Genomic DNA, 13,871 nt, shown 5'->3' with positions numbered 1-13,871 from the left:
TGCCTCAGCCCTCATCTGTCACGCCCGGACAGTTGTTCCAGTCCGCTTCGTCGGCCAGTTGCGCCTTCCAGGCGCCGGCCGGGTCGAGATCGGCCGCGACAATAAGGTGTTGGCGTGCATCCTCGCAACGGCCGAGATGGGCGGAGAGGAGCGCCAGGCACGCCTCGGCGAGGGCGCGATCGGGGAGGAGTCGGTACATTCGGGACGCGCGGTGGAGATCGATCTCGGCCGCGGCGATATCGCCCAACTGCAGCGCGATCAGGCCACGTTGAAGCGTCGGGCCGGCCCGGAAGCTGGGCTCCTCGGGCGCTCGCATAAGGATGGTCAGCTCCGCCCGCGCGCGTTCGAGGCTGCCGATCTGGTTCGCGATGACGTCCCGCCCGATCGACGCCTGGTCGAATGCCTGCGGCCCCGGCTGGAGGGTGAGGACCCGCGCGTAGTCCGCAGCGGCCTCGCCAAAGCGCTGGAAGCGTTGGGCTGCGCCGGCGCGTGCCAGGAAGGCGCGTGCCCGACCCTCCCGGTCGTCGTGAGCAGCGCCGGCGGCGCGCTCGAACGCGCCAAGCGCCGCCAGCGGCTCGCGGCGCGCGACGTGGACGCTGCCGAGATGCATCAGTGCGGTGAACGCGACATCCCCGCCGGCCGCCGTTGCCAGCGCATGGTCGAACAACCCGATCGCGTCAGCCTCACGACCGACCGCAACGAAAATCGCCCCGAGATCTACCGAAACTCGCGCGGCCAGATCGTCATCGCCCGCCCGATATGCCAAGTCGCGACCGAGCTCCAGGTCAGCGATCGCGCCATCGAGGTCGCCGGTGGCCGAGCGTAGCGCCCCGCGCTGGACGATCACCTGACGAGCCACCTCCGGGTCGCGAGCGGCCAGCGCGGCATCCCCCAGCGCTATCAGCGCCTCGCGCCGCCGATCGAGCGCCCCAAGGATGGTTGCGCGGGTGATCTGCCCACGAGCTCGCTCGTCAGTGTCGGTTGTCTGTTCGATGGCCCTGCTGTAATCATCGAGCGCCAGGTCAACCAGGCCCAGCTCCTGCCGCGCCGCGCCACGCGAACGAAACGCCCGGGCGCGATCGTCAGGGTTCGCGCAGAGTTGGGCGGCCGCTCCAAGCTCCTCGACGGCCAGCCCGACGAGCCCGGCAACCGCCAGCGTCGTCCCGATCTCCAGCCGGGCGCGCCCATGCGGGTCGCCGTCGGGCATCAACGCGGCCGCCTGGCCGAGTGCGTTGAGCGAGCGCTGGCTGTCGTCGCGCTCCCGCTCGACGATGCCGAGCAGCAGGAGCAGGTCGAACTCGGTGTGCGGGTTCAGCCCGGCGTTATCCACCAGTCCGCGTTGCAGGTCGTCGCGCGCTTCGTCAAGCCTGCTCATATCGCGAAACGCCACGGCCCGGTTGTAGCGCACGACCGCGCGATCATCACCGTCCGCCAGCATCGGCAGCGCCTCGGCCCACGCCTCGAGCGCGGCGTCATAGTCGCCAATGAACGCGCAGCTCGTGCCGATCTGAACGAGCAGACGGGCAGCGAACTCCGGCCCAGCCGACGCGGCGACCTCCCGCAAGAGCGCGATCGACTCTTCCGCCCGGCCGGCCAGTCGTAACGCCATAGCGAGATCGAGCGCCACCTCCGCAACACGATCGTCGTCAGCGCCAGCCACGATCAAGCGCCGGCGGGCGTTCTCCAGCAACGCGACTGCGCGGGCGATGTCGCCACCGTCGCGCTCGACCCGGCCGAGCACCTGCTCGGCTGCCGCCAGGTCAGTCGGATCGGTCACCGTCGCGATCAGGCGTTCGAGATCTGCGCGAGCCATATCCAGCTCGCCAACTGCCTCGGCGGCCTCGGCGCGCGCCTGGAGAACTGCGGCCTGCCCTCCCGTCGAACCGGCGAGCGTCAGCGCATCGTCGAGGTCGGGGAACGCCAGTCCCGGATCGTCGGAGACCATCCGTAGCCTGGCCCGCATCAACAGAAGCGCGTATCGGCGTTCCTGGCCGGCGTCTCCCGCCAGCTCGCGCTCGATCAACGCGAATACCTCTGGCAGATCGCCAGCGTTCAACGCGGCGACGATCTCAGAGAACTCGTCCGTCCTGCCTGCTGTCACTGCCCCGCCCCTCCGGCGATATACGACCCTGTCGCGCCCCATGCGTTGAAGACGACCGAGCCGTCACCCGCAACCGTGTAATTGACGTCGTTCGAGACTGCGACGATGCCAGCCGGGCTAGCGGTCGTCAGCCGCGCGGTTGCGACGGTGCCGGCCGGCAGTCCGTCGACAAACGGCAAGTAGATCGTTCCAACACCGCCAGCCGGGATCGTCAGCTGTATCGGCGTCGGCAGCAGATCCGCTCCATAGAGCGACAGGAAGCCAATGGCAACCGTCACGCTGGCGGCCGGGTCGAGATTCGCGATGGCGATGCCGGAGTTGTCGTGTTGCAAGTACTTCGGATTCTCACGGAACACAATCGGGATGGTTACCTCGCTCTGTCCACCGGCGTTCGCCATGTAGGACAGCCCCTCGATCGTCTCGTACTTCACCTCGTCGATAGAGGAGATGATCGGGACGTTGCTGAGGATATTCGCGCCGCCAACAAAGCCGTCTTGCGCAACCGAGCCTGGTGTATAGATGTACTGCATCGAGAAGGGGGGAACAACGACCTCGGTATTCGACACGTGTGTGCCTCCTGCCTCGTGGTACTCGACAGTCACCGTCGCGGGAATCGCGGACGGATTGGCCAACGTGATACCGGTATTCCACCCGTTGTAGTTGTTGAACAGCAATGGCGCGGCCGATCGATAGGCCCCGGACGCGAAGCTGCTCGTCGCGACTCCGACGTTGATCATCGCCATCTGCGCCGATGGCTTGACCCGCCGGGCGATGACCCCGATGTTCCCACTTGCTGTGATACGGGCAAAGCCGACCCAGCCCGTCTGGCCGAGCGCGGATTGCGCGTCGATCGTCCAGACGCCGCCGGCCGCAATCTCCTGCTGGAGCGAGAGTGTCGCGCCGTCCGCGCCGTCCTCGTTGCCCGTCGCATAGAGATTCAGCGTGACGTCAGCCCGCGTCGTGCCAAGGTTCGCGATGGTGACGAGCGTGTTCCAGCCGGTGTTGGTCTGGACGAGCGGCAGGACCCAGCCAGCGTCTGGCCCGTTGCGTGACGCGGCGATGTCGAACTCGCTCAACCCGGTGTAGCCGGTGATAATGCCGGCGCCGTCCGACCATGGGGCTGCGGCAGTGGCCGGCGCGAATGCCTTGACGCTCGCGGCAATCGGACAGGTTGCTTCGAGACGAACGGGCGAACCAGGCTTCGGCACACCGAGCGACAATGCTGCGATCGAACGCGTCGACGCCGCATTGAGCGAGAGTTGCGCCGTCTTATTCCAGCCGCTGGTTTGGACGACGTAGACCGACATGGGGCAGGGATTGTTGCTCAGATTGTGGATCGCAAGCGTCGACGACCACGGCCCTTGCCCACCGATCGTCTCGTTGTTCGAGACCCAGGGAAAGTAGACGACATAGACATCGTCTGCCCTCGCTTTCCCCGGCAGGCTTGCCGAAGCAATCAGAAACAGCACGCTGGCGACCAGCGCCAGCAACCGGGATCCTCGCCGCATCATGGCACTTCTCCACGGGTTGGGCCGGCCAGCGGGTCGCAGGGCTGATGGCGCCGGCGCTCGGCTCGTTGGCGGTGCAGGTATCGTCGTCAGCAGGATCGGACCGCGTCGCGCTCGGCAAGGATACCCGCATCGCGCGAGCCGTGGTATCAGAGCATGCGTCACCGAGCGGCGCATCCGTTGAGGGGGTGTCGAATCCACCCTACGTCGGCGTGCTGGCCGCCCGGTCCAGCGCCGCGAGCAGGCTGCGTTGCTGCATCGAGATGGTCAGGTCGCCGCGGGTGCGCTCCAGCACGCCGCGCAGCATGTCCGTCGTGCGCCGCAGTCCGCCGGTGACAGCGTCCGGGTAATCGACACTGACCAGCAGGCCGTAGACGTCGTCCATCGTCTGCAGCAGCGCCTCGGTGCGTTCCGGCTGGTCGCGGCGGAGGGCGTCGAGGATGTAGCGGCGCAGCTCGCTGGCGGCTTCGGCCAGACCGTTGAGATAGACAGCGTCTTCGACGTTGAGGTCTTCCGGCCCCGGCACGCCGCTGCCGGAGATGATGCCGTGGACGATGTTCGCCTCGGCCAGCTCCTTCTGCGCGTCCTGGACGTAGCCCGACCAGTAGATGTTCGGCGTGTCGCGCAGGTCGGCGGCCAGCGCGTCCTGCATCGCGCGCGCTTTCGCCAGCAGATCGCGCGCCTCGGCGAAGTCGTTGCGATGTACGGCGCGGATCGCATTGGCGCTCATCCGCACGATCTGGCGCGTTTCGGCCAGCGCCCGTTCACGAGCGATGTTGGTGCTATCCAGCCGGGCGAGGACTCGCTCGCCGATCGTCTGGATCTGGTCAGTCGTCGCGGATGCCTCGGCCATGTCCTCGTCCTTTCGTGCCTGCGCACTCTATCATCCACGCAACGACGACGAAGTTTGACGGGTTGTCGGCCGCTCGGTATTATTAGCGGGTTCACGGGAGACCGTGGCACGAGCGTAGCGTCGATCGGGAGCAGTAGACCGGACACAGCGAGCCGCCGGTTGGTGTGAGGCGGCAGAGCGGTCGAACTCGTCCAGGAGCCATCGCCGGGTAGCCTCCGTTATCAGGCCTCCAAGCGGGCCGGCCTCACGTATCGTCATGGGGCTGTAGCTCATCCGGGAGAGCGCAACACTGGCAGTGTTGAGGTACGGGGTTCGAGTCCCCGCAGCTCCACCCACATGGATGACGCGGGACCGGCCAAGCAGGGTGGTACCGCGGAAGCCGAGCCTTTCGTCCCTGACCGGGCGGAAGGCTCGTTGCTTTTTCTCGCTCACGGCAGGACGACGTGGTTCTGGAAGGCGGGGCGACGAGATGTCCGGATTCACCTGCGTGAGACGACCGACGAGGCAGCCGATGGCTGGCTCCGGTGAGTCTGCGCGTGGCATCCGGCGTGCCGGGTTCCTTGCCGAGCCGTCGGAACGGATCGGCCGTTCGACGGCGAGCATGGTCTGTTGAAGCGATCGGCTGACCAGGAAGGTGACCCGAAATGAGCACGACACATGGCGCGGCCGGCCGCGCGACCCGGCCCGGACGTTTCGATCCGGTCTCAGTCGAAGCGAAATGGCGCGATATCTGGGAGAAGACCGGCCTCTACCGCACCGATCTGGAGGATGACTCCCGGCCGAAATGGTACGCGGTCACGATGTACCCCTACCCCAGCGGCGATCTGCACATCGGCCACTGGTACGCGATGACGCCGTCCGATACTGCCGCGCGCTATCGGCGGATGCAGGGCTACAACGTCTTCTTCCCAATGGGGTTCGATGCGTTCGGTCTGCCAGCCGAAAACGCGGCGATCAAGCGCAACATCCACCCGACCAAGTGGACCCTTTCCAACATCGAGAACATGCGCGCTCAGATGCGCAGCATGGGCACGATGTTCGACTGGGACGCTGAAGTCGTCACCTGTCTGCCCGAGTACTACAAGTGGAACCAGTGGTTCTTCCTGAAGTTCCTGGAGAACGGGCTGGCCTACCGCAAGAAGCAGAACGTCTGGTGGTGCCCGAACGATCAGACCGTGCTGGCCAACGAGCAGGTCGTCGACGGTTGTTGCGAGCGGTGCGGCGCCGAGGTCTACCAGCGCCAGATGGAGCAGTGGTTCTTCCGGATCACCAAGTATGCCGACGAGCTACTGGAGTACCCCGGCGTCGTCTGGCCCGAGAGCGGCAAGATCATGCAGCGCAACTGGATCGGTCGATCCGAAGGCGCGCGGGTGACCTTCACGACCGAGTACGGCGATCCGATCGAGGTCTTCACCACCCGGCCCGACACGCTCTGGGGCGCAACGTTCATGGTGCTCGCCCCCGAACACCCACTGGTCGAGAAGCTGACCACCGATGAGCAGCGTGGGGCCGTAGCCGACTACCAGGCGCAGACGGCTCGCGAATCAGAGATCGCCCGGCAGTCCACCGAGAAGGAGAAGACCGGCGTCTTCACTGGCGGCTACGCGATCAACCCGGTGAACAACGAGCGCGTGCCTGTCTGGATCGCCGACTATGTCTTGATCACCTACGGCACCGGCGCGATCATGGCCGTCCCGGCTCACGACGAACGCGACTTCGACTTCGCGCTGAAGTTCGGCCTGCCGATCATCCCGGTCATCCGCCGGCTCGATGGCGAAGTGCGCGTGGTTGTGCCGTTCGCAGCCGTTGGCGACCGCGCCAGCTTCCAGCACGCGCTGGGAACGCTGAAGGTCACCGCGACCGAGGCCGGCGGTGAATTTCATGTTTCGTTGAGCGGCCGCCAGATGACGGAGTTCACATCGATGGTCCGTGCTGAGCTGAAGACCGGCCAGTGGGTTCCCTACGCTGGCGCGCGCACCGGCGTCGTCTTCGAGGACAAGACCATCGAGCTGGAGAGTGTCGACTCGGACCGTGCGATCGTCGAGCGCACCGGCGCCGGCCGGACGGCGATGGAGATCCTTCGCAACATCCCGTTCTTTACCGCCGAACCCGATATCACCTTTCACAGCGATCATGGCGAGATGATCAACTCTGGCCCGCTGAGCACCACGCCTGGTGGCGCTGCAATCGCAACGACGATCGACTGGCTCGAGGAGCACAACGCCGGCGCAGGCGAAGTGATCTACAGACTGCGCGACTGGCTGATCTCGCGCCAGCGCTACTGGGGCACACCGTTCCCGATTATCTACTGCGACCGGTGCGGTGTCGTGCCAGTGCCGGAAGAGGATCTTCCGGTCGTCCTGCCGGAGGATTCAAAGTTCAGCCCGACGGGCGAATCGCCGCTGAAGTCGGACGACCGATTCGTGAATGTCAACTGTCCGTCGTGCGGCGGGCCGGGCCGGCGCGAGACCGACACGATGGACACCTTCATGGACTCGTCGTGGTACTGGTATCGCTACCTGACACCGCACAAGGAAGACGGGCCGATCGACCCTGCGCGGGTTGCCCAGTGGACGCCGCTGGATCAGTACACCGGCGGTGTCGAGCACATGACGATGCACCTGCTCTACGCGCGCTTCTTCACCAAGGCTCTTCGCGACATGGGGCTGGTCGATCACGACGAGCCGTTCCTGCGATTGTTCAATCAGGGCATCATCCTGGGCGAAGACACCGAGAAGATGTCCAAGAGCCGCGGCAACGTCGTCGATCCCGATGAGCTGGTCAGCGAGCTGGGCGCTGATACGGTCCGGCTGTTCCTGATGTTCCTGGGGCCATGGAATCTCGGTGGCCCGTGGAACTCGCGTGGCATTGCCGGCCCGCAGCGGTTCCTGGACCGCGTCTGGACGGTCGCGAACGAGACGATGGCAAACCCGGCCGAGGCGCGCGAGGACGGCGCTACCCGCCAACTGCGCCGAGTCACCCACCAGACGATCCGCGTCGTCACCCGCGATATTGAGTCGTTCTCGTTCAACACGATGGTCGCCCATCTGATGGAGTTCGTGAACGAGCTGATGCGCCAGAAGGACACCGCCGTTGCGTCAACTGCCGCATGGCGCGAGGCGATCGAGACGCTGGCACTGCTGCTGGCGCCCGGCGCGCCGTATATCTCCGAAGAGCTGTGGGAGAAGCTGGGTAAGCCGTTCTCGGTGCATACCCAAGCCTGGCCGGTGTGGAGCGAGGAGCTGGCCGCCGAGGACACGATCGAGATCGTCGTCCAGGTCAATGGCAAGGTCCGCGGCCACGTCAGCCTCTCTCCAGCCGCCGATGAGCCCACCGCGCTGGCAGCTGCCCGTGGCATCGAACGTGTGGCGGAGCATCTGGATGGCAAGACAGTCGTCAAGGAAGTCTACGTCCCTCGCCGCCTGATCAACTTCGTGGTCAGGTAGGGAGGGGGAGGCCCTCACCCCCCTGCCCCCTCTCCCAACTTTGGGAGAGGGGGTCTTGTCTCGATTGGGTTGTCGAGATCGCTACTGGTAACCAGCACGTAAGCCACGCAACACCCCCTCTCCCAGCATTGGGAGAGGGGGCGGGAGCCCTCTGGGCAGCGATGAGGGCCAGCCTCTCTACTCCTCCAACGTCGTCAGGTCGCCGGGGTCGACGCCCAGCTCCTCGGCCTTGAGCAGGCGACGCATGATCTTGCCCGAGCGAGTCTTGGGCAGACGCTCACGGAACTCGATCTCGGCGGGCGTGGCGATCGGGCCGCAGATGTGGCGGACGTGCTCGACCAGCGCGGCGCGCACCTCGTCCGACGGTGTGTTCCCAGCCCGTAGCGTGACGAACGCCTTGACCGCCTGCCCTTTGACCTCGTCCGGCTTGCCGATCACGGCCGCCTCGGCCACCTGAGGGTGACTGACCAGCGCGCTCTCGACCTCGGCCGTCCCGATCCGGTGCCCTGCCACGTTGATCACGTCGTCGGCCCGACCGAGGACCGTGATGTAGCCGTCGGCATCACGCAACGCGACGTCACCGCTGGTGTAGACGCCCGGCACGACCGACCAGTCACGCGCGTAGCGTTCGGGGTCGTTATAAACGGCTCGATACATGTGCGGGAACGGCTGGCGCAGCACGAGCAGCCCGCCGACGCCATCGGCAACCGGGTTTCCCGCCCGATCCACGATATCGGCGACAACGCCGGCCAGTGGCTTGCCAGCCGCGCCCGGCTTGGCCGCCATCGCCGGCAAGGTCGCGATCGTCGGCCCGCCAAGCTCAGTTTGCCACCAGTTGTCGATCAGCCAGGCGTGCTCGCCGTAGCCGCACAGCTCGCGATAGGCCCAGCGCCAGGCTTCGGGATTCAGCGGCTCACCAGCGCAGGTCACCAACCGCAGCGAGCGCAGATCGTAGCGGGCTGGGGCGTCGCTGCCGAACTTCATCAGCATCCGGATCGCGGTTGGCGCAGTAAACAGCACCGAAACGCCGTATTTCTCGATTACTTCGTAGGCAATGGCCGGGTGTGGGAAATCGGGGGATCCCTCGCGGAAGACCGTTGTCGCGCCAAGCACCAGCGGCGCATAGACGATGTACGAGTGACCGACGACCCAACCGATGTCGGACATGCACCAGAAGACGTCGTCCTCCTTGATATCCCAGAACGTCCGCAGGTGGTAGGTGGTCCCGACCATATAGCCGCCGTGGACGTGGACGACACCCTTCGGCCGGCCGGTCGTCCCCGAGGTGTAGAGCACGTAGAGCGGATGCTCGGCATCGAGTGGCTCGGCGCGGCAATCCGGGCTGGCGTTGTTCAGCAGCTCGTAGAAATCGTGTTCGCGCTCGTCGGTCAGCTCACAACGTGGAGATTCACGCCGCCAGACGATGATGTGGCGGACCTGGTCCAGCCCGGCGATGGCGTCGTCCACCATCGGCTTGAGTGGCGTCGGTGCGCCGCGCCGGTAGCCGACATCGGCCGTGACGATGACGCGCGCCTCGGCGTCTACGATCCGATCGCGCAGCGCCCCAACGCCGAGGCCGGCGTAGACGACGCTGTGGATCGCGCCGATCCGCGCGCAGGCAAGCATCGCGACAATGCCCTCCAGCGACAACGGCATGTAGATGACGACCCGATCGCCGGTCGAGACGCCGCGCGAGCGCAAGACGTTCGCAAATCGGTTGACCAGCCGCAGCAGTTGGCGGTAAGTGACGACCCGCTCGCTGCCATCTTCGCCGAGCGCGATGTAGGCGACCTTGTTCGCTCGTGGCCCCGTCGCGTGGCGATCGAGCGCGTTGACGGTGATGTTTACCTGCGCGCCATCGAACCAGCGGTGGTGGGGATAATCACCAGTCAGGACCGTGTCCCATGGCCGGAACCAGTCGAAATCCTGGGCGACCTCCGCCCAGAAGCCTTGCGGGTCTGCCGCGGCGCGGGCGAACTCGGCCTCGGGGTCAGGCAGGTTCGCGTGCGCGCGTGTATGTGCCGGCGGCTGGAGGCGATCGTCTTCGGGCAGTACGCTCTCGATCTCAACCGACTCATCGTCGGCGCGCGGGGCTGGTTGCATCGCTGGCTGCCATCTCTGTTCATGCAATAGGCCTGGGGCGACAGGATACGGGACGCTCTCCGCTGCTGACAACGATGTCAGATGATATGGCGTTGACAGGCCCAGCGGCGGGTGTAGAGTGGGTGTGTTCCCGGGAGCATGGCCGCTTGCACAAGGGAGCCAGCATGCCTACCTACGTCATACTCATGCACTGGACAGATCAGGGGGTCAGGGCAGCTGCCGATAGCGTCACCCGATATCGGCAGGCAAAGGCAATGTTCGAGCCAGCAGGGGCGATATTCAAGGGGATCTGGTGGACGACCGGCCCGTACGATCTGATGGCCGTGGTCGAAGCGCCGGATGAGGAAACGCTATCGGTGTCACTTCTGCAGCTCGCCGGCACGGGGAATATCCGGACCGAGTCATACCGCGCGTTCACCGAGACCGAGGCCGAGCAACTCTTCAACAAATTGCGGTAGCCGGCAATTCACCGGCGTATCAGGCCATGCTCCCAACTCCAGCTCGTCACGACCATAGTGACGTATATCAAGTGTGCGTTAGCGACACCCCCTGTGTGTCAACATATCGAATGTCTGAGCCCGCATGACATGTGGAGTCAGCAGTCTGCGCCATCCCCCGTCATTCTCAGTAGTCGACCGCAGTGAATATGTCAGGCCGGCAGCCTCCCATTTCTCTGTCATCCTGAACGGAGTGAAGGATCCGGCCCCCTGCGTTCGGTCGCAGCCGACGGGGAGGAACGGATTCTTCGCTGCGGCTCAGAATGACAGAATCACTGCTGTCGACGACTCTGTGTTCCGACTAGGATAAAGTGTCAGGTTGGCAGCCTACCCGCACCTTGTCATCCTCTGCCCAGAGGGCGCCCGCGCAGCCGAAGGATCTCTCCTGCGTCTGAATGCATCCAGCCAGGGGAGATTCCTCGCTGCGGCTCGGAATGACAACGAGCGGTGGTGGCTGTCGCACCACAGTACAGGACGCATCACGCTGGTCGACTACTCAGTGCTCCGACCAGCGTGATGTGTCAGGTCGGCAGCCAGTCCCGTGTCTTGTCATGTATCGTCCAGAGGGCGCCCGGAGCGAAACATCCGTCCCTCCTCGGCGGCAGCGAACGACGCAGGGAAACGGATCCTTCGGCTGCGCGGGCGCCCTCTGGGCAGAAGATGACAGAGAGATGGGGTGGCGGCCGCAACCAACAATCCGACATTTCACGCTGGTCGGGCCACTCAGTACAGTGACTAGCATGATGTGTCAGGTTGGCAGCCTCCCCGCACCTTGTCATCCTGAGGCCGCAGCCGAAGGATCTCTCCTGCGTCTGAATGCATCCAGCATGAGGAGATGCTTCGCTGAGGCTCAGCATGACAAACGGCCGGGGTGGCTGTCGCACCACAGTACAGGACACATCACGCTAGTCGGTGCACTGAGTCGTCGACCGCAGTGATCCTGTCATTCTGGACGGTTCCCCGCCTCCTGTCATTCTGAGCCGCAGCGAAGAATCCGTTCCTCCCCGCCAGCTGCGACCGAACGCAGGGAACCGGATCCTTCACTGCCGGGTGCCCTCTAGGCGTCGGATGACAGAGGGAGGGGTGGCGGCCGCAACCAACAATCCGACACGTCACGCTGGTCGGGCCACTCAGTACAGTGACTAGCATGATGTGTCAGGTTGGCAGCCTCCCCGCACCTTGTCATCCTGAGGCCGCAGCCGAAGGATCTCTCCTGCGTCTGAATGCATCCAGCATGAGGAGATGCTTCGCTGAGGCTCAGCATGACAAACGGCCGGGGTGGCTGTCGCACCACAGTACAGGACACTTCATGCTAGTCGATGTACTCAGTACGGTGATCAGCGTCATTCGTCGGGCGCGACCAACGCGCGTGTACCCTGTCGGACTCCCGCGGCGTCACGACAGATTACAGCGCGGCGCGCTGGTGGGGATCCATCACGTCGCGCAGTCCGTCGCCGACGAAGTTGATCGACAGCGCGGTGATGAAGATTGCCAGCCCCGGCAGGGTCGGCAGCCAGAGGTCGCTCCAGGAGAACATGAATGCCTGCGATTCCTGGAGCATATAGCCCCAGCTCGGCGTCGGCGGCTGAATGCCGAGACCCAGGAAGCTGAGGAACGCTTCGGAGATGATCAGCCGGGCGACCTGGACGGTGCCGATGACGATGATCGCGTTGACCAGGTTCGGCAGGATGTGGCGGGTCATCAGCCGCAGGTTGCTCGCTCCGAGCACGTGGCCGGCCTGGATATAGTCCAGCGACTTGATCCGCTCGACCTCGAACTTCACCACGCGGGTATAGATCGGCCAGGCTCCGACCCCCAGCACAATCACGACATTCAGGAAGCTCGCTCCGAGGACGGAGATCACCGCTAACGCCAGCAGGATGAACGGAAACGTCATCATGATATTCACCAGCGTCGAGATGACAGCGTCGATCCGGCCGCCGAAGAAGCCGGCCAGCACACCGAGCGCAATTCCGATCGCGCCAGAAAGCAGCGTCGCAAGCAGCCCGACCGTCAGCGCAACGCGTGCCCCATACGCCAGCCGGGTAGCGTAGTCGCGGCCGATGCCATCGGTCCCAAGCGGGTGCGACCATGAGCCACCCTGCCAGACCGGCGGCTGGAGCCGGTTAGCGATGCGCCCCTCCTCCGGGCTGTACGGAGTCAGAATCGGCGCCGCAATGGCGATGGCGATCAGGATCAACAGGACAAGTCCCCCAGCGACCGACATGCGCAGCTTCCAGGCGGCCTTCAGGACGGAGCGCAACGTCCGGCGTCGGGTCCGCTGCGGTGAGAATGCGGACTCGACCATCTCCGGCGTCGTGGAACCAACAGATGCCATGAATCCTCCCTGCGGTCGCCGATCGGGCATGCCCGGCAGCCGGAGCCCGCGATGATGCTCGCGGCTATGACGGACGGATACGCGGGTCGATCATGCCGACAACAAGGTCAACCAGCAGGTTGACCAGGCTGATGATCACCGCCAGTGTCACGACTGCCGCCTGGGTCACCGGAAAGTCCGCGTTGCGGATTGAATCGATCGCGAGCAGGCCGACTCCCGGCCAGGCGAAGACTGTCTCGGTGATGACTGCGCCGCCGAGGAGCTGCCCGAACTGCAACCCCAGGACGGTGATAACCGGGATCATCGTGTTGCGGAAGGCGTGGCGGCTGAGAACGACCCGCTCATTCAGGCCCTTCGCCCGCGCCGTGCGGACGTAATCCTGCGTGAGAGCGTCGAGCATGCCAGATCGCACCAGCCGCTCGGTAACCGGCGCCAGAAAAACGCCGAGCACGATCGTCGGCAGAATCAGGTGCTTGAGCCGGTCTATCCCCATCTCCCCATACCCGGAGGGAGGCAACCACTTCAGGTTGACCCCGAAGATGATGATCAGCATCAGGCCCAGCCAGAAGATCGGCATCGCCTGGCCGGCGACGACGAAGAGTGTCGAGATGTTGTCCCAGATCGTATGCCGCTTGTACGCGGAGAGGATACCCATCGGGATGGCAATGATCGTCGCTACGATCGTCCCCGAGACGGTCAGCAGCAACGTAGCCGGCATCCGCTCCATGACGATCGACAGGGCCGGCCGCTCGGCGCGGAATGACTTGCCGAAGTCGCCGCGAACAGCGCTTGAGAAGAAGTCCGCATACTGAACGATCAACGGCCGGTTGAACCCCATCTGCTCGCGATAGATCTCGCGCTGCTCGTAGGGAGTTTCCGGCGGGAGCAGGACGTTGACCGGGTCGCCGATCATGTTGGTGATGATGAACACGATCACCGAAATGCCGAAGACTGCAATGAGCATCTGCAGCACGCGGTGCATGACGTACGAGCCCATGAGTGATGGCCTCTCGGGTGATGGCCGA

Annotated in this window: 8 protein-coding genes and 1 tRNA gene; 3 read left to right on the top strand and 6 right to left on the bottom strand. The window is 64.9% G+C overall.

The window, feature by feature from the left end:
- Positions 1 to 4 precede the first annotated feature (4 nt).
- The 3 genes from V9F06_03355 to V9F06_03345 all read right to left on the bottom strand — a co-directional run bounded on the left by V9F06_03355 (position 5) and on the right by V9F06_03345 (position 4,462).
- On the bottom strand, positions 5 to 2,101 hold the full coding sequence (locus tag V9F06_03355) for a hypothetical protein (GenBank protein ID MEI2616666.1): 2,097 nt from the start codon (positions 2,099 to 2,101) through the stop codon (positions 5 to 7).
- Entirely contained in the window at positions 2,098 to 3,609 is a 1,512-nt protein-coding gene (locus V9F06_03350) for a hypothetical protein (protein ID MEI2616665.1), read from the bottom strand. The genes V9F06_03355 and V9F06_03350 overlap by 4 nt, the downstream gene beginning before the upstream one ends.
- 202 nt (positions 3,610 to 3,811) lie before the next feature.
- Complete coding sequence (locus V9F06_03345; GenBank protein ID MEI2616664.1) at positions 3,812 to 4,462, bottom strand: haloacid dehalogenase; 651 nt, start codon at positions 4,460 to 4,462, stop codon at positions 3,812 to 3,814.
- 258 nt (positions 4,463 to 4,720) lie between these two features.
- Between V9F06_03345 and V9F06_03340 the strand changes: the two genes are divergently transcribed.
- Together V9F06_03340 and V9F06_03335 are read left to right on the top strand one after the other, a co-directional pair.
- Positions 4,721 to 4,793: transfer RNA gene (locus tag V9F06_03340), tRNA-Ala, on the top strand.
- A gap of 313 nt (positions 4,794 to 5,106) precedes the next feature.
- Complete coding sequence (locus tag V9F06_03335; protein MEI2616663.1) at positions 5,107 to 7,908, top strand: class I tRNA ligase family protein; 2,802 nt, start codon at positions 5,107 to 5,109, stop codon at positions 7,906 to 7,908.
- Positions 7,909 to 8,085: 177 nt separating this feature from the next.
- On the opposite strand, the gene acs is transcribed toward V9F06_03335, so the two are convergent.
- Positions 8,086 to 10,011, bottom strand: coding sequence for an acetate--CoA ligase (acs, locus tag V9F06_03330; GenBank protein ID MEI2616662.1), 1,926 nt, complete (start codon positions 10,009 to 10,011; stop codon positions 8,086 to 8,088).
- A gap of 164 nt (positions 10,012 to 10,175) precedes the next feature.
- Here acs and V9F06_03325 point away from each other — a divergent pair, with 164 nt between their 5' ends.
- Entirely contained in the window at positions 10,176 to 10,469 is a 294-nt protein-coding gene (locus tag V9F06_03325; protein MEI2616661.1) for a GYD domain-containing protein, read from the top strand.
- Between the two features lie 1,444 nt (positions 10,470 to 11,913).
- Here the strand turns inward: V9F06_03325 and V9F06_03320 are convergent.
- Complete coding sequence (locus tag V9F06_03320) at positions 11,914 to 12,846, bottom strand: ABC transporter permease (GenBank protein ID MEI2616660.1); 933 nt, start codon at positions 12,844 to 12,846, stop codon at positions 11,914 to 11,916.
- 64 nt (positions 12,847 to 12,910) lie between these two features.
- Entirely contained in the window at positions 12,911 to 13,843 is a 933-nt protein-coding gene (locus V9F06_03315; protein ID MEI2616659.1) for an ABC transporter permease, read from the bottom strand.
- Between the last annotated feature and the right edge of the window lie 28 nt (positions 13,844 to 13,871).

It is taken from the genome of Thermomicrobiales bacterium, assembly GCA_037045155.1.
GTDB lineage: Bacteria > Chloroflexota > Chloroflexia > Thermomicrobiales > CFX8 > JAMLIA01.
This window is presented reverse-complemented; position numbering and strand designations above follow the sequence as displayed.